This is a genomic window from Streptomyces sp. NPDC003697 (assembly GCF_053587115.1).
This window is the reverse complement of sequence record NZ_JBSFNN010000103.1, coordinates 1-19,808: the sequence shown is the minus strand read 5'-3', so window position 1 is coordinate 19,808 and position 19,808 is coordinate 1. Positions and strand designations below refer to the sequence as shown.

The 19,808-nt window shown below is 73.1% G+C and carries 14 protein-coding genes; 9 read left to right on the top strand and 5 right to left on the bottom strand.

Features of this window, described 5'->3' with window-relative positions; all coding sequences use genetic code 11:
• From ACWDNY_RS28100 to glgB, 3 genes are all read left to right on the top strand, one after another.
• Positions 1–113, top strand: a 113-nt coding sequence (locus ACWDNY_RS28100; RefSeq protein WP_451648602.1) for an alpha-glucosidase C-terminal domain-containing protein, incomplete at its 5' end; no start/stop codon positions are given.
• 226 nt (positions 114–339) lie between these two features.
• Positions 340–1,773, top strand: coding sequence for a maltokinase N-terminal cap-like domain-containing protein (locus ACWDNY_RS28095; protein WP_451648599.1), 1,434 nt, complete (start codon positions 340–342; stop codon positions 1,771–1,773).
• A gap of 43 nt (positions 1,774–1,816) precedes the next feature.
• Positions 1,817–4,855, top strand: a complete 3,039-nt coding sequence (gene glgB, locus ACWDNY_RS28090; protein ID WP_451648598.1) for a 1,4-alpha-glucan branching enzyme — start codon at positions 1,817–1,819, stop codon at positions 4,853–4,855.
• Between the two features lie 128 nt (positions 4,856–4,983).
• Here glgB and ACWDNY_RS28085 read toward each other — a convergent pair whose 3' ends face one another.
• From ACWDNY_RS28085 to ACWDNY_RS28075, 3 genes are all read right to left on the bottom strand, one after another.
• Positions 4,984–7,302, bottom strand: coding sequence for a HelD family protein (locus tag ACWDNY_RS28085; RefSeq protein WP_451648601.1), 2,319 nt, complete (start codon positions 7,300–7,302; stop codon positions 4,984–4,986).
• A gap of 168 nt (positions 7,303–7,470) precedes the next feature.
• Positions 7,471–7,803 carry a thioredoxin family protein gene (locus ACWDNY_RS28080; protein WP_451648597.1) on the bottom strand — a complete coding sequence of 111 codons (333 nt, stop codon included), beginning with the start codon at positions 7,801–7,803 and terminating at the stop codon, positions 7,471–7,473.
• Positions 7,800–8,228 (bottom strand): MerR family transcriptional regulator, encoded by a 429-nt coding sequence (locus ACWDNY_RS28075; protein ID WP_451648596.1) that lies wholly within the window; start codon positions 8,226–8,228, stop codon positions 7,800–7,802. Before ACWDNY_RS28075 ends, ACWDNY_RS28080 begins: the two co-directional genes overlap by 4 nt.
• Positions 8,229–8,464: 236 nt before the next feature.
• Between ACWDNY_RS28075 and ACWDNY_RS28070 the strand changes: the two genes are divergently transcribed.
• Positions 8,465–9,082, top strand: coding sequence for a TetR/AcrR family transcriptional regulator (locus tag ACWDNY_RS28070; protein ID WP_451648595.1), 618 nt, complete (start codon positions 8,465–8,467; stop codon positions 9,080–9,082).
• A 210-nt stretch (positions 9,083–9,292) separates the two neighbouring features.
• Here ACWDNY_RS28070 and ACWDNY_RS28065 read toward each other — a convergent pair whose 3' ends face one another.
• Positions 9,293–10,702 carry a cation:dicarboxylate symporter family transporter gene (locus tag ACWDNY_RS28065; protein ID WP_451648600.1) on the bottom strand — a complete coding sequence of 470 codons (1,410 nt, stop codon included), beginning with the start codon at positions 10,700–10,702 and terminating at the stop codon, positions 9,293–9,295.
• A gap of 127 nt (positions 10,703–10,829) precedes the next feature.
• Between ACWDNY_RS28065 and ACWDNY_RS28060 the strand changes: the two genes are divergently transcribed.
• Both ACWDNY_RS28060 and ACWDNY_RS28055 read left to right on the top strand, forming a co-directional pair.
• Positions 10,830–12,482 carry a sensor histidine kinase gene (locus ACWDNY_RS28060; protein WP_451648594.1) on the top strand — a complete coding sequence of 551 codons (1,653 nt, stop codon included), beginning with the start codon at positions 10,830–10,832 and terminating at the stop codon, positions 12,480–12,482.
• Complete coding sequence (locus ACWDNY_RS28055) at positions 12,479–13,165, top strand: response regulator (protein WP_451648593.1); 687 nt, start codon at positions 12,479–12,481, stop codon at positions 13,163–13,165. Before ACWDNY_RS28060 ends, ACWDNY_RS28055 begins: the two co-directional genes overlap by 4 nt.
• A 248-nt stretch (positions 13,166–13,413) precedes the next feature.
• On the opposite strand, the gene ACWDNY_RS28050 is transcribed toward ACWDNY_RS28055, so the two are convergent.
• The gene (locus ACWDNY_RS28050; protein ID WP_451648592.1) at positions 13,414–14,439 is read right to left on the bottom strand and encodes an ATP-dependent 6-phosphofructokinase; all 1,026 of its coding nucleotides are present in this window, start codon (positions 14,437–14,439) and stop codon (positions 13,414–13,416) included.
• Between the two features lie 378 nt (positions 14,440–14,817).
• Between ACWDNY_RS28050 and pta the strand changes: the two genes are divergently transcribed.
• The 3 genes from pta to pyk all read left to right on the top strand — a co-directional run bounded on the left by pta (position 14,818) and on the right by pyk (position 19,692).
• Positions 14,818–16,923: a phosphate acetyltransferase gene (gene pta, locus ACWDNY_RS28045; protein WP_451648591.1), complete on the top strand. Its 2,106-nt coding sequence runs from the start codon at positions 14,818–14,820 to the stop codon at positions 16,921–16,923.
• 26 nt (positions 16,924–16,949) lie between these two features.
• Positions 16,950–18,158 (top strand): acetate kinase, encoded by a 1,209-nt coding sequence (locus ACWDNY_RS28040; protein ID WP_451648590.1) that lies wholly within the window; start codon positions 16,950–16,952, stop codon positions 18,156–18,158.
• 106 nt (positions 18,159–18,264) lie between these two features.
• Positions 18,265–19,692 (top strand): pyruvate kinase, encoded by a 1,428-nt coding sequence (gene pyk / locus ACWDNY_RS28035; RefSeq protein WP_451648589.1) that lies wholly within the window; start codon positions 18,265–18,267, stop codon positions 19,690–19,692.
• Positions 19,693–19,808 lie beyond the last annotated feature (116 nt).

Genomic DNA, 19,808 nt, shown 5'->3' with positions numbered 1-19,808 from the left:
CGGTCGAGCTGTTCGGCGGGGTCCGCTTCCCGGCCATCGGCGAACTGCCCTACCTGCTGACCCTCGCAGGACACGGCTTCTACTGGTTCCGGCTCCGCAAGGACGCCTCCTAAGGGGTGTACCGGGGCTTGTCCGGCGATCCGGGCCGGGGCGGCCCGACGGGCCCTCCGGCACCGGGGTTGCCCGCCGTTCCGCCCAGGCGGCGGGGCGGGGCCCGTCGCGGGCCCGGCCGGGCGGTGTCGGTCAGGTCACCGGCCCGCCGGGCCGGGGCGGGGTTTCTCCCGCCCCGGCCCGGGGCACGCGGTCAGTCACACCCGACCAGCGATTGGACGCGACGCCATGTCGGAAGCGGTCACACGCTCTGTCACCACCAGCAGCCCGGGCCTTCTCGCGTCGCTGGACCCGCTGTTGCGGGAGTGGCTGCCGCGCCAGCGGTGGTTCGCGGGCAAGGGGCGGCCGGTGACGGGCTTCTCGCTGGTCGAGGCGACCGAGCTCCTGCCGGTCCCCACACGCACGTCCTCGCCCGAGCAGGCCGGTGCCCTCACCGGCAGACTGGGCCTGTACCACCTGCTCGTCCGCGCGCACCAGCCGCTCGCCCACGTCCAGGGCGCCCCCTCCCACCCGGGCGACTGCTACCAGCTGCTCATAGGCGTGCGCGAGGCGCTGCCGCCGAGGCTGGCGCCCGCGCTGATCGGGCACGTCCACGAGGGCCCGCTCGCCGGATGCACGGTGTACGAGGCCCTGTACGACACCCGGCCCGCCGAGGTGATCCTGGAGGCGCTGCGCAGCCGGGCCCGCATCGGCGGGCTGCGCTTCGACCGGAGGGCGGACATACGCTCCGACCTGGTGCCGCGTCTGGTGACCGCCGAGCAGTCCAACTCGTCGGTCGTCTACGGAGATACGTTCATTCTGAAGCTGTTGCGCCGGGTGGTGCCCGGGGACAATCCCGACCTGGAGCTGCCGCTGGCGCTGGCCCGTGAGGGCTGTCCCCGGGTGCCCGCGCCGGCCGCCTGGATGACGGCGGAGGTGGCCGGTGAGTCCTATGTGCTCGGCGTGCTGCAGCCCTTCGTGCAGGGCGCGTCGGACGGCTGGGAACTGGCGCTGCGCGAACTGGCCAAGGGGGAGGACTTCAGCGCCGAGGCCCGGGCGCTCGGCCGTGCCACGGCCGAGGTGCACACCGCGCTCGCGCGGGCGCTGCCGACCGTGACACTGGGCCACGTCCAGATGCGGTCCCTGGTGAACGGCATGACGGAGCGCCTCGAGGCGGCCGCGCAGGCTGTGCCGGCGCTGCGGCCGTACGCTCCCGCGCTGCACTCCGCGTTCACGGCGCTGGGCGACCTGGCGTCCGAGGGGCAGACCTGGACGGCGCAGCGCATCCACGGCGATCTGCACCTCGGGCAGTGCCTGCGGTCCGCGTCCGGCGACTGGTCGCTGATCGACTTCGAGGGCGAGCCGGCCAGGCCGCTGGCCGAGCGGCGGATGGCGCAGCCCGTGGTGCGGGACGTGGCCGGGATGCTGCGGTCCTTCGACTACGCGGCGCGCTCGGCCGGCGAGGCACCGGCCGCACAGTGGGCCGCGGCCTGCCGGGCCGCGTACTGCGCCGGCTACGCCGAGGTCTCCGGCCGCGACCCGCGCACCGACCCGGTGCTGCTGCGGGCCTACGAAACGGACAAGGCGATCTACGAGGTCCTCTACGAGGCCCGCAACCGCCCGGACTGGCTCCCGGTCCCCCTGTCGGCGGTGCGCCGCCTGGCCGCCTCCGACCCGACCTGACCACCCTTTCACTCACCTGACCTGCGCCGAGGAGGCTCAGCTCGTGACTCCCCGCCCACCGTCCAGCGGTTCGGATCCGAAGAAGACGGCCGAGAGCCCCAGCACCGAGCAGCCGGCGGCCGCGCAGAAGAAAGGCGCCGCGCGGAAGACGGCGAGGAAGACCGCCGAGAGGAGTGTGGAGAAGGGCGCGTCGAAGGCCGTCCAGGCCGCCCGGAGCGTGAAGCAGGCGGCGGAGCGTGCGGTGTCGCCGCAGCCGGCGGCCGAGGATTCGGCCGCGGGGAGGACCGCGGCCGTGGAGAGCGCCGCGCAGAAGGCGACCGCCGGGAAGACGGCGGCGAAGAAGGCGACCGCGAAGAAGAGCGCGGCGAAAACGGCGGCGGCGAAGAAGGCCGTGGCGAAGAAGGCGGCCACCAGGACGGCGGACGCCACGACGGCGACGAAGGCCGCGGCCAGGAAGTCGGCGGCCAGGAAGGCCGCGGCGACCGGGGAGGCCGCCGCCGGAAAGGCCGCGCCCGCGCAGGCTCCGGCCGCCGAGGCGGCCCAGCAGGCCCAAGCGGCCCAAGAGGCGACAACCCCGGCGGTCGAGACGACGGCCGTCGGGAAGACGACCGCCAGGAAGACGACGGCGACCGCCAAGAAGGCCGTCACGAAGAAGACGGCGGCCAAGAAGGCACCGGCCAGGAAGGCACCGGCCAGGAAGGCACCGGCCAAGGTGACCGCGACCGCCGCCGAGCCGGCTGCCCCGCAGCCGGCGGCCGCTGCCCCCGGCACGGCGACGGCCCCGTCGCCCGGAACCGTCCCTCCCGGAGCGACGCCCGCGCCGGAGGCGTCCGCACCGTCCGCGTCCGGGACGGCCGCGGACGTCCCGGCGGAAGTGGCCGACTCCCCCGCGGCCGTCTCCCCCGCCGTCGACCCCGCCGACCGCGAGCGGCTGCTCCACGGCACCCACCACGACCCGCACACGGTGCTGGGCGCGCACCCGGTGCCCGGCGGGATCGCCGTCCGGGCCTTCCGGCCGTACGCACGGTCCGTCACGGTCGTCGCCGGGGACGACCGCGTCCGGCTGCACGACGACGGGGACGGCTTCTTCTCGGCGCTGCTGCCGCTGCGGGAGGTGCCCGCCTACCGGCTGGAGGTGGCCTACGAGGACACCGTGCAGCAGACCGAGGACGCCTACCGCTTCCTGCCCACGCTCGGCGAGCTGGACCTGTACCTGATCGGCGAGGGCCGGCACGAGCAGCTGTGGCAGGCACTCGGCGCCCACCCGACGACCCAGGAGGGCGTGACCGGCACCCGCTTCGCGGTGTGGGCACCGAACGCGCGGGGCGTGCGGGTCGCCGGGACCTTCAACTTCTGGGACGGCACCGGATTCCCGATGCGTTCGCTCGGCTCGTCCGGCGTGTGGGAGCTGTTCGTGCCCGGCATCGGCGAGGGCGAGCTGTACAAGTTCGAGATCACCCGGCCGGACGGCACCAAGACGATGCGCGCCGACCCGCTGGCCCGCCGCACCGAGGTGCCGCCGCTCACGTCGTCCGTCGTGCACGCCTCGCACCACGAGTGGCAGGACGAGGAGTGGCTGGAGCGCCGCGCCCGCATCCCGGCGCACGAGGCCCCGTTCTCGGTGTACGAGGTGCACCTGCCGTCCTGGCGGCCGGGGCTGACCTATCGCGAGCTCGCCGAGCAGCTTCCCGCGTACGTCAAGGACATGGGCTTCACGCACGTGGAGCTGATGCCGGTGGCGGAGCACCCCTTCGGCGGGTCCTGGGGCTACCAGGTGACCGGCTTCTACGCACCGACCGCGCGCCTGGGCACACCGGACGACTTCAAGTACCTGATCGACGCCCTGCACCAGGCCGGCATCGGCGTGATCATGGACTGGGTACCCGCCCACTTCCCGCGTGACGAGTGGGCGCTGGCCGAGTTCGACGGCCGTCCCCTGTACGAGCCCGCGGACCCGCTGCGGGCCGCCCACCCGGACTGGGGCACGCTCGAGTTCGACTACGGCCGGCGCGAGGTGCGCAACTTCCTGGTCGCCAACGCCCTGTACTGGTGCGAGGAGTTCCACATCGACGGGCTGCGGGTGGACGCCGTCGCCTCCATGCTCTACCTCGACTACTCGCGCGAGCCGGGCCAGTGGACGCCGAACGAGCACGGCGGCCGGGAGAACCTGGACGCGGTGGCGTTCCTGCAGGAGATGAACGCGACCGTGTACCGCAGGGTCCCCGGCGTGGTGACCGTCGCGGAGGAGTCCACCGCCTGGGACGGCGTCACCCGCGCCACCCACCACAAGGGCCCGAGCGGCTTCGGCGGCCTCGGCTTCGGGCTGAAGTGGAACATGGGCTGGATGCACGACTCGCTGCAGTACATGAGTCAGGAGCCGGTGTACCGCAAGTACCACCACCACGAGCTGACGTTCTCCATGGTGTACGCCTACAGCGAGAACTACGTGCTGCCGATCTCCCACGACGAGGTGGTGCACGGCAAGGGCTCCCTGGTGTCGAAGATGCCCGGCGACTGGTGGCAGCAGCGCGCCAACCTGCGGGCCTATCTGGCCTACATGTGGTCCCACCCCGGCAAGCAACTGCTGTTCATGGGCCAGGAGTTCGCCCAGGGCTCGGAGTGGTCGGAGGCCCGCGGCCCCGACTGGCGGCTGCTCGACCCGGGCTACGGCGCGGAGGCCGACCACCGCGGAGTACGGGACCTGGTCCGCGAGATGAACGCCGTCTACGGCGCCACGCCCGCGCTGTGGCAGCGGGACGTCCACCCCGACGGCTTCCAGTGGATCGCGGGGGACGCGGCGGACGACAACGTGCTCGCCTTCCTGCGCTACGACGCCGACGGCACACCGCTGCTGGCGGTGAGCCACTTCGCCCCGGTGGTCCGGCCCGACTACCGGATCGGCGTCCCCGACGACGTCCCGGCCTGGCTGGAGGTCCTCAACACCGACGCGGCCCGCTACGGCGGCAGCGACGTGGTGCACCCGCATCCGGTCAAGCCGGAGCCGCAGGGCCGGCACGGCCGCCCGGCCAGCATCCGGCTGACCCTGCCGCCCCTGGCGACGGTGTGGCTGCGCCCGGCGTGACCTGACCGGCGGCCCCGCCCCCGGACGGCGGCCGTCCGGTCCGGAGGGGATCTCGGCCCGGACAGTGGTGCCGTCCGGGCCGTTCCGCCCGGGGGAGGCGTCGCGCGCGGTCCCCGGGCGGCGGCCCCTCACCGCGCCGGCGGCTCCGCCAGCGCCTCGGCCAGCGCCCGCGGCAGCGGCTCGGTGTGCAGCACCCCGAGCCGCTGTGTCGCGCGGGTCAGCGCCACGTACAGGTCGCTGGTCCCGTACCGTCCCGGCTCCACCACCAGGACGGAGTCGAACTCCAGGCCCTTGGCCTGGCGCGGGTCCAGCAGGACGACCGACCGGGTCAGGTCGGGCTCCGCCCCGGCCGTCACTCCGTCCAGCCGGGCCGCCAGCCCGCGGTGCAGCTCGCGCGGGGCGATCACCGCGACCCGTCCCGCGGGGGCGCCGCCGTGCTCCGGCGCGCCGGCGGAGGGGGCAAGCTCCCGGACCGCGTCCGCCACGGCGGCGGGCAGGTCGCCGGCGGCGCGCGCCCAGGGCCGCACGCCCGTCGAGCGCACCGAGCTCGGCGGCCGGAAGGCGGGGTCCTCCGCCCGGACGACGGCCGCGGCGACGTCCATGATCTCCGCCGGGGTGCGGTAGTTGACGCCGAGGCGGGTGTGCTCGAAGCGGTCCTGGACGTACGGCCCGAGGATGCCGGCCCAGAAGCCGGCGCCCTCCCCCATTGCCGAACGCGTGGGCGCTGCCCCCGTCGCTCCCCCCGTCCCCGCGGTCTGGGCGGGGTCGCCGACCAGCGTCATCGAGCGCGTCGGGCTGCGCCGCATCAGCAACCGCCACGCCATCGGCGACAGTTCCTGCGCCTCGTCGACGATGATGTGCCCGAACGCCCAGGTGCGGTCGGCGGCCGCGCGCTCGGCGGCGCTGCGGTGGTCCGCCTCCTCGTGCCGCTCGGCGAACCGCTCGGCGTCGATGACGTCGTGCGCGGACAGCACCTCGGACGCCTCCGGGTCGTCGCTCTCCTTGTCCTCGAACTCGAAGGTCCGGGAGGCGTAGGAGACGTCCAGCACGCCCTGCGCGTAGGACACCTGCGCCTCGCGTTCGCGGGCGGCGCGGGCCCGGGCCGTGCGGTCGTCCTCGCCGAGCAGTTCCGCGGCCTCGTCGAGCAGCGGCACGTCCGCCACGGTCCAGGCCCGCGTCACCGGGCGCCGGACGGCGTCCGCGTCGGCCTCGGACAGGTGGCCGTCGGGTTCGGCGAGGAGGTCGGCGACCAGCCGCTGCGGGGTGAGCCGCGGCCACAGCCGGTCGACGGCCGCCCAGACCTCGGGGTTCTCGGCGAGCTCGTCGCGGATCTGGGTGATGTCGCCGGCGTCGAGGAGGTTGGAGCCGTCGTACGGGTCGGTGCCGATCCGCTCGGCGACCATGTCGGTCAGCGTGTTGAGGATGTGCCCCTCGAAGTGCTCGCGGGCCACGTTGTGCGGCAGGCCGGCGGCCCGGGTACGCTCGCGGGCCACGTTGACCAGGCCGTCGTCGAGCATCAGGACCTCCCGGTCGTGCTCGATCGTGATCACCGGGTCGGGCAGCGCCTGACGGTCGCGGACGGCGGCGGCCAGCACGTCGGCCATCTCGGCGCGGCCCTTCACGACGGCCGCCTCCGGGCTGTCGGCCGCCGTGGCCCGCACGCCGGGATACAGCTCCCCGACGGTGGCGAGCAGGACCCCGGTCTCCCCGAGGGAGGGCAGCACCTCGCCGATGTAGCCGAGGAAGGCCGGGTTGGGGCCGACGATCAGGACGGCGCGCCGGGCGAGCAGTTCCCGGTGCTCGTAGAGCAGGTAGGCCGCCCGGTGCAGGGCGACGGCCGTCTTGCCGGTGCCGGGGCCGCCCTCCACCACCAGCACCCCGCGGTGCGGGGCGCGGATGATGCGGTCCTGGTCGGCCTGGATGGTCCGCACGATGTCGCCCATGCGGCCGGTGCGCGCGGAGTTGAGCGCGGCGAGCAGCACCGCGTCGCCGGTCGGGTCCTCGTGGCCGGTCCGGGTGGTGTCGCCGAGGTCGAGGATCTCGTCGTGCAGGGCCGTGACCCGGCGGCCCTCGGTGGTGAGGTGCCGGCGCCTGCGCAGGCCCATCGGCGTGTGCCCGGTGGCCAGGTAGAACGGGCGGGCGACGTCGGCGCGCCAGTCGATCAGGACGGGCGTGCGGTCGGGGTCGTCGGCGCGCAGTCCGATACGCCCGATGTGGTGGCAGGAGCCGTCGGCGAGGTCGATCCGGCCGAAGCAGAGAGAGCCGTCCACGGCGTTGAGCGCGGCGAGCAGCCCCGAGCGCTCGGCGACGAGGATGTCCCGCTCCAGCCGGGCCTGGCTGGGGGTGTGGCCCTGCGCCAGCGCGTCCGTGACCGAGGCCTCGGTGTCGCCGCGCAGTGCGTCCACGCGCGCGTACAGCCCGTCGACGAATTCCTGTTCCTGCCGCAATTCACGGTCTGAGAATTCGGTGTTTGACAATTCCGCTCCCGCCCGGATACACTGTGCTCACTGAGCTTTTCTGCGACTTCCGCCAATTGAGGTCGCGAACCACCGAATATACGGAAAGAAATCCCCCGGGCGCAATTCGCCCGGGGGATTTCTGTGTTTCGGGTGACGTCACAGCACGTCGGACAGTTCTTCCAGCAGCCGCCTCCGCGGGCGGGCCCCCACCATCGCCTTCACGGGCTCACCGTCCCGGAAGACCATGAACGTCGGCATCGACAGGACTCCGTACGCGTTCGTGGTGTCCGGGTTGGTGTCCACGTCGAGCTGGACCACCTTCAGCCGGCCCGCCTCCTGTCGGGCGAGTGCGCTCAGCACCGGCCCCATCTGCCGGCAGGGCGGACACCAGTCGGCGGTGAACTCCACCAGCACCGGCAGGTCCGAGTCCAGCACCTCCGCCCCGAAGTCCGCGTCCGTCACCTCGGCCACATCCGTCGCCCTGATCACCTCTCGTGCCCTCCCATGTCGCACAGCGGTTCCGGACCGCCCGGAACCAGCGCCCCGGCGGCCAGCTCCCGCCGCGCCTCCTCGGCACGCGCCAGCTGTGCGCCGACCTGCTCCCGCACCCCCCGCAGCTCGCCGATCAGCGCGTCCAGTTCGTCCAGCTTGCGCCGGTAGACCGCCAGCGACGCCGGGCAGCTGTCCCCCTCGGGGTGCCCGGCCCGCAGGCACTCGACGAACGGCCGGGTCTCCTCCAGGTCGAACCCGAAGTCGCGCAGCGTCCTGATCTGCCGCAGCAGCTTCAGGTCGCGCTCGTCGTACGTGCGGTGCCCGTGGGCGTCCCGCCGGGCGGGCAGCAGTCCCCGCGACTCGTAGTACCGCAGCGTCCGGGTCGTGGTCCCGGCCCGCTCGGCCAGCTCACCGATGCGCATGGGTCCGAACGTACGGCTTGACGCCGACGTCAGGGCAAGGGCCGCGGAGCGGAGGGAGCCGGGGACGCGTCGTTCGTCACGGCACCACCGCCGCCGGCCCCGGCCCCGGCTCCCGGCTCGGGAAAGGCGCGCGGGACGGCGTCGGCACAGGGCACGGGCACGGGGACAGCGGTGTGCTCATGAGGGAGGTGAAGCCCTTGCGCAGGTGCCGGAGGCCGGACGGCGGGACGTGCAGAATGGCTGCCATGACCACCGGCAACACCTCTCGCGCCGACGCGAACCGCCGCCGCATCCTCGACGTGGCCCTCACCGAGCTGCTGCGCGACCCGGACGCGTCCATGGACCAGATCGCGCGCGCCGCCGGTGTCGTCCGGCGGACGGTGTACGGGCACTTCCCGAGCCGTGAGGCACTGATCAGCACGCTCGTCGACGACGCGGTACGGGCGCTGGCGGGCGCGCACGCCGCGGGCCGCGCGGGCGTCGCGGACCCGACGGAGGCCGTGGCACGCTCGGTGCTGGCGGTCTGGGAGATCGCCGACCGCTACCGGCTGCTGGTCGCGCTCGCCCAGCGCACGGTCACCACCCGGGGCATCCGGGAGCGGCTGGCGCCGGTCCGCGAGGAGGCCGTGCGGCTGTTGCAGCGCGGGCTCGACCAGGGCCTCTTCGGCTCCCCGCTGCCCGCGGCGGCCCTGGCGTTCGTGCACGAGCAGATGCTGTTCGCGCTGATGGAGGCCGTGAACGACGGCCTGCTGGAGCCCGGGGAGGCGGGTCCCTCGGCGGCGGTCACGCTGCTGACGGCGGCCGGCGTGCCGGCCGCGCGGGCCATGGAGCTCGTGACCCGCATCGGCGCCTGAGGCCCGGCCGCCCCCTCCGCCGGCGGAAGGACCGCCGGGAGATCCGAAGACAACGCCGAGCGGCCGGGCCCACGGGGAAGGGCTCGGCCGCTCGCCGTTCTTCGGGCCCGGCGGGGGCGGTACCGGTGCGGCACCGTGGCCGGACCGTGCGGGGCCGGACGGCCGGGCGCCGGGTGCGGCGGGCGGCCCGGGCCCAGGAGGGCGGAAGGCTCAGGCCTTGGCCAGTTCCTTCTCGCCGCCCTCACGCTGCTCCGGCTGGTCCGCCGGGGCGCTGTCGGCCCCGTCGTCGAGCAGCGTCCGCTCGTCGAAGGGCAGCTCACCGGCGAGCACCCGCCGGACCCGCTCCTTGTCGACCTCGCCGGTCCAGGTGCCGATCAGCAGGGTCGCGACGGCGTTGCCCGCGAAGTTGGTCAGGGCGCGGGCCTCGCTCATGAAACGGTCGATGCCGACGATGAGCCCGACGCCGTCGACCAGGGCCGGCTTGTGGGACTGCAGGGCGCCGGCGAGCGTGGCCAGACCGGCACCGGTGACGCCGGCGGCACCCTTGGAGGCGATCATCATGAAGAGCAGCAGGGTGATCTGCTGGCCGATGGACAGCGGCTGGTCCATGGCGTCGGCGACGAACAGCGAGGCCATGGTCAGGTAGATCATCGTGCCGTCGAGGTTGAACGAGTAGCCGGTCGGCACGGTGATGCCGACGACGGGACGGCTGACGCCGAGGTGCTCCATCTTGGCGATGAGCCGCGGCAGCGCCGACTCGGACGACGACGTGGAAAGGATCAGCAGGAACTCGCGGGCCAGGTACTTCAGCAGCTGGAAGATGTTGACCCCGGCCACCAGGCGGGTCATCGCGCCGAGCACCACGATCACGAACAGCAGGCAGGTGACGTAGAAGCCGAGCATGATCGCGCCCAGCGCCTTCAGGGCGTCCATCCCGGTCTCGCCGACGACGGCGGCCATGGCGCCGAAGGCGCCGACCGGGGCAGCCCACATGATCATGGCGAGCACGCGGAAGACCAGCCGCTGGATGTGCTCGACGCCGCGCAGGACCGGCTCGCCCTTGCGGCCCATGGCCTGCAGCGCGAAGCCGACGAGCAGCGCGACCAGCAGCGTCTGGAGGACCTGGCCCTCGGTGAACGCCGACACGAGGGTGGTCGGGATGATCCCGAGCACGAAGTCGACCGCGCCCTCGCTGCCGGCCGCCTGCTCGTGGCCCACGCCCTTGACCGCCTCGGTCAGGTGCATGCCGCTGCCGGGGTGCACGATGTTGCCGATCACCAGGCCGATGGCCAGGGCGACGAACGACATGGTGACGAAGTAGCCCAGCGCGAGCCCGCCGACCTTGCCGACCTTCGCGGCCTGGCGCACCGACCCGACGCCCAGCACGATCGTGCAGAAGATGATCGGGGAGATCATCATCTTGATCAGGTTCACGAAGCCCGTGCCGATCGGCTTGAGCTCCTTGGCGAAGTCCGGCGCGGCGAAACCGACGGCGACACCGAGGGCGACCGCGACGATCACCGCGATGTACAGGTAATGGGTGCGGTCCCGCCTGGCAGCGGGTGTGGCAGGTGCCGTATCGGCTGCGCTGGTCACGGAGGCCCTCCTTGACGACGTCATCGGCATCACCGGCGTGCGGCTCACGTCCGGGGGATATGGGGATGCGGCGACTATCTCCCGCACCTGTGAGTGCGGTCACCCTTCCGTTCATTTAGTTCACGCCAGAGCGGAGAGGCAGACTGACGGCATGCGCATACCCGCCTTTCCGAGACCTCGCAGCCTGGCAGGCCAGCTCTTCGCCATGCAGGCCGTGCTGCTCGCGGTCGTCATGGCCGGATATGCACTGTTCACCTACGTCAGCGACCGCCACCAGGCCGAGGAGGCGGCCGGCCGCCAGACCACGGCCGTGGCCCGCTCGGTCGCGGACTCGCCGTCGGTCCGGGCCGCGATCCACACCTCCGACCCCACCGCGGACCTGCAGCCGTACGCCCTCCTGATCCAGCGGGACACCGGCGTCGACTTCGTCACGATCATGACTCCGCGGGGCATCCGCTGGACCCACCCGGACCGCAACGAGATCGGCAGGCCCTTCCTCGGCAACATCTCCGCCGCGCAGCGGGGCCGGTCGTTCACCGAGACCTACACCGGCACCCTCGGCCCGTCCGTCCGCGCCGTCACACCCGTCACGGAGAACGGCCGCGTGATCGGCCTCGTCAGCGCCGGCATCAAGGTGGAGGCGATCAGCCGGCGCATCGAGGCGCAGGTCAGCACCCTGCTGCGGGTCGCCGCCGGAGTCCTCGTGCTCGGCGCGGTGGGCACCTACGTCATCAACGCCCGGCTCCGCCGCCACACGCACGGCATGAACGCGGCCGAGCTGAGCCGCATGCACGACTACCATCAGGCCGCCCTGCACGCCGTGCGCGAGGGCCTGCTGATGCTGGACGCCGGGTACAGGGTGGCGCTCATCAACGACGGCGGGCGGGAGCTGCTGGGGGTGTCCCGCGAGGAGTCCGTGGTGGGCAGGCCGGTGGTCGGCCTCGGCCTGCCGGCACCGCTCACGGGCGCCCTGCTGGCGTCCGAGCCGCGGGTGGACGAGGTGCATCTCACGGCGTCCCGGGTGCTGATGGTGAACACCTCCCCCGTCTCGGGCGGTGAGCGCCGGGGCACCGTGGTGACCCTGCGGGACGTCACCGAGCTGCAGGCCCTGATGGGTGAGCTGGACTCCGAACGCGGCTTCACGCAGGCGCTGCGCTCGCAGGCCCACGAGGCGGCCAACCGGCTGCACACGGTGGTGTCCCTGGTCGAGCTGGGCCGTGCGGAGGAGGCGGTGGAGTTCGCGACGGCGGAGCTGGAGCTGGCCCAGGCGCTCACCGACCAGGTGGTCGCGGCGGTGAGCGAGCCGGTGCTCGCCGCGCTGCTGCTCGGCAAGACGGCCCAGGCCAACGAGCGGGGGGTCGAGCTGGTGGTGTCGCAGGACAGCGGCCTGGACGACGGGCTGCTGCCGCCGACCCTGCCGGCCCGGGACCTGGTCACGATCCTCGGCAACCTCGTCGACAACGCCGTGGACGCGGCCCAGGGCGGCGTGCCCGCCCGGGTGACGGTGACGGCCCGTACCGAGGGCCCGGACCTGCTGCTGCGGGTGGCGGACACGGGGGCGGGCCTGGACCCCGCCCACGCCGAGCTGGTCTTCCAGCGCGGCTTCTCCACCAAGCCCGCCGGGCCCGGCGGGCGCGGGCTGGGCCTGGCCCTCGCCCGCCAGGCCGTGCACCGGCACGGGGGGACGTTGACGGTGGCGGAGGCCGAGGGAGGCGGAGCGGTGTTCGAGGCGCGGCTGCCGCTGGGGAGCGGAACGGAAGGCCGGTCCGAGCCCGGGGCCGCGGTGTCCGGAGGCGTGGCATGACCGGGGCTCAGCCCATCCGGGTCCTGGTGGTGGAGGACGATCCGGTGGCGGCGGACGCGCACGTGCTGTACGTAGGCCGGGTGCCGGGCTTCACCGCGGTCGGCAAGGCGCACAGCGGCGGCGAGGCGCGCCGCATGCTGGAGCGCATGCCGGTGGACCTGCTGCTGCTCGACCTGCACCTGCCGGACGTGCACGGCCTGCAGCTGGCCCGCTCGCTGCGGGCCGCCGGCCATCACGCGGACGTCATCGCGGTGACGTCCGCGCGTGACCTGGCGGTCGTGCGGGAGGGCGTGTCGCTGGGCGTCGTCCAGTACGTGCTGAAGCCGTTCACCTTCGCCACGCTGCGGGACCGGCTGGTCCGGTACGCCGAGTTCCGGGCGGCGGTCGGCGAGGCCAGCGGGCAGGACGAGGTCGACCGGGCGCTGGCGGCGCTGCGGGCGCCGTCGCCGGCCGCGCTGCCGAAGGGGCTGAGCGCGCCGACTCTGGAACGGGTGACCGTGACGCTGCGGAACTGCCCGGACGGCATGACGGCGACCGGCGTCGCCGAGGCGGTCGGCATCTCACGGATCACGGCGCGACGCTATCTGGAGCACCTGGTGGGCGCGGGCCGGGCGGCGCGCAGCCCCCAGTACGGGACGGTCGGCCGGCCCGAGCTGCAGTACCGGTGGGTCCGCAGGCCGTAGCCCCCGGTCACGCCGGGGGGCTACACCTGTAGTGGAACTCGCGTCTGCCCCGTGATTTTGACGACAGGACCCAAGGGCTGTCCCGCGATCCCCGGCGGGCGCACGACGACGGCTACGGCACCTCGCCGCGTTGTCGGATCACCCGAAGACGCCCAGCCCGAAGACGCCCGGTACGAGGACGACCCTCCGCCTCGCGATGCACCGCATCCGACGCCGCGCGCCGATCCACCGCGGGGGACAGCCCTTGGCTAGAAGACGGACTCCGCCTCGTCCATGCGGTGCCTGGGCACCGTCTTCAGCGCGGTGACCGCCTCGGCGAGCGGCACCATCCGGATCTCGGAGCCGCGCAGCGCGGTCATCATGCCGAAGCCGCCTTGGTGCGCGGCCTCCACCGCGTGCCAGCCGAAGCGCGTGGCGAGGACGCGGTCGTACGCGGTCGGGCTGCCGCCGCGCTGGACGTGGCCGAGGATGACCGGGCGGGCCTCCTTGCCCAGGCGCCGCTCCAGTTCGTACGCCAGTGCCGTGCCGATGCCCCGGAAGCGCTCGTGGCCGTACTGGTCGATCTCGCCCTTGCCGTAGTCCATGGTGCCGTCGGCGGGGTGGGCGCCCTCGGCCACGCAGACCACGGCGAACTTCTTGCCCCGGGCGAAGCGCTCCTCGACCATCTTGACCAGGTCGGCGGGGTCGAACGGGCGCTCGGGTAGGCAGATGCCGTGGGCGCCGGCCGCCATGCCGGACTCCAGCGCGATCCAGCCCGCGTGGCGTCCCATGACCTCGACGACCATGACCCGCTGGTGGGACTCGGCCGTCGTCTTCAGGCGGTCCATGGCCTCCGTGGCCACCCCCACCGCGGTGTCGAACCCGAACGTGCGGTCCGTGGAGGAGATGTCGTTGTCGATCGTCTTGGGCACGCCGACCACCGGCAGCCCGGCGTCGGACAGCATCCGCGCCGCCGTCAGGGTGCCCTCGCCGCCGATCGGGATCAGGGCGTCGATGCCGAAGTCGCGGATCATGTCGGAGGCGTTCTCACAGGCCTCGCGCAGCCGGTCGCGCTCCAGGCGGGAGGAGCCGAGTATGGTGCCGCCGCGGGCGAGGATGCCGCTGACCGCGTCGAGGTCGAGGCTGCGATAGCGGCCGTCGAGCAGGCCCGCGTACCCGTCTTCAAAGCCGATGACCTCGTCGCCGTAGGTCGTGACCGCTCGGTGCACGACCGATCGGATCACCGCGTTCAGTCCCGGGCAGTCTCCGCCTGCCGTGAGAACTCCGATACGCATCGTGCTGTGTCTCCTGCTCGCTGTGGACGCCGGTGAGCCAGTCCCGATTGTTTCACGTCGCCCGGACGGACGCGGCCTCCCTCAGCCACGCCTCCCCGCCACCGCGCCCGCCGAGGCGCCGCCGCCCCGAGTCCGCCACCCCATGCCCCGTTTCCCGGCCGCGCGCCGCGCCCCCGCGGATGGCCGTAGGCGCTGTACCCACCGTCGGCGATACTGTCAAGGGGGTTCCGCTCACCTCGGTGGGCGCCTTTTTGTACCCCGCCCCGCGGGCAGGGGGGAGTCGAACCCGCCCGGAAGCTCCCGGCACCCCACCGGTCCCCCACCGGCCCCCGACGAGACCCGACGGGGAAGAAGTCCCCGACGAAACGGAGAGCGCGCGTGACCCGCAGCGTGTACGTGACCGGTATCGAACGCGGCGACGGCCGCCAGGTCGTCGAGCTGGGGGTCATGGAGCTGCTGACCCGGCAGGTCGACCGGGTGGGCGTCTTCCGTCCCCTCGTCCACGACGGGCCGGACCGGCTCTTCGACCTGCTGCGCGCCCGCTACCGCCTCGCGCAGGCGCCGGCGACGGTCTACGGCATGGACTACCGGGAGGCGTCCGCCCTCCAGGCCGAGCAGGGCACCGACGCGCTGGTGTCCGCCCTCGTCGACCGCTTCCACCTGGTCGCCCGGGACTACGACGTCGTCCTCGTCCTGGGCACCGACTTCGCCGGCACCCAGCTCCCGGACGAGCTGGCCCTCAACGCCCGGCTCGCCAACGAGTTCGGCGCCTCCGTGCTGCCGGTGGTGGGCGGGCGCCGGCAGACCGCGGAGTCCGTGCGCGCCGAGACGCACAACGCCTTCCGCGCCTACGACGGCCTCGGCTGCGACGTCCTCGCCATGGTGGTCAACCGGGTCGCGGGCGAGGACCGGGACACGATCGCCGAGCGGCTGGCGTCCCGGCTGCCGGTGCCCTGCTGGGTGGTGCCCGACGACCCCGCGCTGTCCGCGCCGACGGTCGCGCAGATCACCCAGGCCCTCGGCGGCACCGTGGTCCTCGGCGACGGCGCGGGGCTGGCGCGCGACGTGCTCGACTTCGTCTTCGGCGGCGCCATGCTGCCGAACCTGCTCGGTGCCCTGACGCCCGGCTGCCTGGTCGTCACGCCGGGCGACCGCGCCGACCTGGTCGTCGGCTCGCTCGCCGCGCACAGCGCAGGCACCCCGCCCATCGCCGGCGTGCTGCTCACCCTGGGCGAGGTGCCCCGCGAGGAGATCCTCACCCTCGCCGCCCGCCTCGCCCCGGGCACGCCCGTGGTCTCCGTGCCCGGCAACAGCTTCCCCACCGCCGAGCAGCTCTTCGCGCTGGAGGGCAAGCTGAGCGCGGCCACCCCGCGCAAGGCCGAGATCGCCCTCGGGCTGTTCGAGCGGTACGTCGAGACCGCCGACCTCGGCCGGCGCGTCTCCACGCCGAGCAGCGACCGGGTCACGCCGATGATGTTCGAGCACAAGCTGCTGGAGCAGGCCCGCTCCGCCCGGCGGCGGGTGGTGCTGCCGGAGGGGACCGAGGAGCGCGTGCTGCACGCGGCCGAGGTGCTGCTGCGCCGGGACGTGTGCGACCTGACGCTGCTCGGCCCGGTGGACACCATCCGCAAGAAGGCCGCCGACCTCGGCATCGACCTCACCGGGTGCCGGCTGATCGACCCGGCCGTCTCCGAGCTGCGCGACTCCTTCGCCGAGCGGTACACCGCGCTGCGCGCCCACAAGGGCGTCACGGTGGAACTGGCCCACGACGTCGTCTCGGACGTCAACTACTTCGGGACGCTCATGGTCGAGCAGGGCCTCGCGGACGGCATGGTGTCGGGGTCGGTGCACTCCACGGCGGCGACGATCCGGCCCGCGTTCGAGATCATCAAGGCCGGGCCCGCAGACGCCCGCCGGGGCGGGGCGCCGGGGGGAGCGCCGATCGTGTCGTCGGTGTTCTTCATGTGCCTGGCCGACCGGGTGCTCGTCTACGGCGACTGCGCGGTCAACCCCGACCCGGACGCCGGGCAGCTCGCCGACATCGCCGTCCAGTCGGCCGCGACCGCCGCCCGGTTCGGCGTCGAGCCGCGGATCGCCATGCTGTCGTACTCCACCGGTACGTCCGGATCGGGCGCCGACGTCGACAAGGTGCGCGAGGCCACCGAGCTGGTGCGCCTGCGGCGGCCCGACCTGAAGATCGAGGGGCCGATCCAGTACGACGCGGCCGTGGCGCCGTCCGTCGCCGCCACCAAGCTGCCCGGTTCCGAGGTGGCCGGGCAGGCCACCGTGCTGATCTTCCCCGACCTGAACACCGGCAACAACACCTACAAGGCCGTACAGCGCTCGGCCGGCGCGATCGCCGTCGGGCCGGTCCTGCAGGGCCTGCGCAAGCCGGTCAACGACCTGTCCCGCGGCGCCCTCGTGCAGGACATCGTCAACACCGTCGCCATCACGGCGATCCAGGCCCAGACGCCCGCCACCTGACGTACCGGAGAAAGCCGTTGAAGACCGTGAGCGCGACCCGTGTCCTCGTCCTGAACTCCGGCTCGTCGTCGCTGAAATACCAGCTGCTCGACATGCGCGACGCGACCCGGCTCGCCGTCGGCCTGGTCGAGCGCATCGGCGAGCAGACCTCCCGGGTCGTCCACACCTGCGTGGGCACGGGCGCCACCCGTGAGTTCAACGGGCCCGTCGCCGACCACGACGCCGCTCTCAAGGCCGTCTCCGAGGAGCTCGCCAAGGACGGTGCCGGCCTGGACTCGCCGGAGCTGGCCGCGATCGGGCACCGGGTGGTGCACGGTGGCATGTTCTTCACCGAGCCGACCGTCGTCGACGACGCCGTGCTCACCGAGATCGAGCGGCTGATCCCGGTCGCGCCGCTGCACAACCCCGCGAACCTCGTCGGTATCCGCACGGCGATGGCGCTGCGCCCGGACCTGCCGCAGGTCGCCGTCTTCGACACGGCCTTCCACACGACGATGCCGGAGGCCGCCGCGCGGTACGCGATCGACGCGCGGATCGCGGACCGGTACCGGGTGCGGCGGTACGGCTTCCACGGGACGTCGCACGCCTACGTCTCCCGGACGACCGCGCGGCTGCTCGGCAGGGTGCCCGAGGACGTCAACGTCATCGTGCTGCACCTGGGCAACGGGGCGTCGGCCTCGGCGGTCAGGGGCGGGAAGTGCGTGGACACCTCGATGGGGCTGACGCCCCTGGAGGGGCTGGTGATGGGTACGCGATCGGGCGACGTCGACCCGGCCGTCGTCTTCCATCTGCAGCGTGTCGGCGGAATGTCCATGGACGAGGTCGACACTCTCCTGAACAAGAGGAGCGGCCTGTTCGGCCTGTGCGGCGACAACGACATGCGGGAGATCCAGCGCCGGATCGACGAGGGCGACCGGCAGGCCGCGCTCGCCTTCGACATCTACATTCACCGGCTGAAGAAGTACATCGGCGCCTACTGTGCGGTACTCGGCACGGTGGACGCGGTCGCCTTCACCGCCGGGGTCGGCGAGAACGCGGCCCGGGTGCGCGAGGCCGCCGTCGCGGGCCTGGAGGGGCTGAGCCTGGCGGTCGACCCGGAGCGCAACGCCGTGCGCGCGGACCGTGCGCGGCTCATCTCGCCCGACGGCGCACGGACCGCGGTGGCCGTGGTACCCACGGACGAGGAAATGGAGATCGCCACGCAGACCTACGCACTGGTCGGAAAGGACGACTGAGATCGCCCGAGGAATTCGACGGCACTCGCCTGAGCACGAACCCGCCCATTTGTAGATTCCGCCAGATCGAATATTCCGTAGCGAAACAAACCGATAGGATCGCTCCATGCGCCGTTCGAAAATCGTCTGTACTCTCGGCCCCGCGGTCGACTCCCACGAGATGCTCGTCGCCCTGATCGAGGCCGGCATGAACGTGGCCCGCTTCAACTTCAGCCACGGCACCCACGCCGAGCACCAGGGCCGCTACCACCGCGTCCGCACCGCCGCCAAGGAGACCGGCCGGGCCGTCGGTGTCCTCGCCGACCTGCAGGGGCCGAAGATCCGTCTGGAGACCTTCGCCGAGGGCCCGGTGGAGCTGGAGCGGGGTGACGAGTTCACCATCACCACCGAGGACGTCCCGGGCGACAAGCACATCTGCGGCACGACGTACAAGGGGCTGCCGGGCGACGTCTCACGCGGCGACCAGATCCTCATCAACGACGGCAACGTCGAGTTGAAGGTCGTCGACGTCGAGGGCTCGCGGGTCAAGACGATCGTCATCGAGGGCGGTGTGGTCTCCGACCACAAGGGCATCAACCTGCCCGGCACGGCCGTGAACGTCCCGGCGCTGTCCGAGAAGGACGTCGACGACCTCCGCTTCGCGCTGCGCATGGGCTGCGACATGGTCGCCCTGTCCTTCGTCCGCGACGCCAAGGACGTCGCCGACGTGCACCGCGTCATGGACGAGGAGGGCCGCCGCGTCCCCGTCATCGCCAAGGTGGAGAAGCCACAGGCGGTGGAGAACATGCAGGACGTCGTGATGGCGTTCGACGGCGTGATGGTCGCCCGCGGCGACCTGGCCGTGGAGTACCCGCTCGAGAAGGTCCCCATGGTGCAGAAGCGCCTGATCGAGCTGTGCCGGCGCAACGCCAAGCCGGTGATCGTGGCGACCCAGATGATGGAGTCGATGATCACCAATTCCCGCCCGACCCGCGCCGAGGCCTCCGACGTGGCCAATGCGATCCTGGACGGCGCCGACGCGGTCATGCTGTCGGCGGAGTCGAGCGTGGGCGCGTACCCGATCGAGACCGTCAAGACGATGTCGAAGATCGTCCAGGCGGCCGAGGAGGAGCTGCTCTCCAAGGGCCTGCAGCCGCTCGTGCCCGGCAAGAAGCCGCGCACGCAGGGCGGTGCGGTCGCCCGTGCCGCGGCCGAGATCGCCGACTTCCTGGGCGCCCGGGGCCTGGTGGCCTTCACCCAGTCCGGTGACACCGCCCGCCGGCTGTCCCGCTACCGCGCGGCCCAGCCGATCCTGGCGTTCACCACGGACGAGTCCACCCGCAACCAGCTGACGCTGAGCTGGGGCGTGGAGCCGCACGTCGTGCCGTTCGTCCACAGCACCGACGAGATGGTCGACCTGGTCGACCAGGAACTCATCAAGCTGAAGCGCTTCAACGCCGGCGACACGGTGGTCATGACCGCCGGTTCGCCCCCCGGCGTGCCCGGCACCACCAACATGGTCCGGGTGCACCACCTGGGCGGCGCCCGCGGCTGACCGCCCGGTCCCTCCGCGGCGCGGAGGACACCCCCCGTCAGGGCTGTGGCCCGGCACCCCGCACAGGCGCCCGCGGCCCGCCACTTGCGGAGGATCTCCTGGTGCCAGTCCTCGGC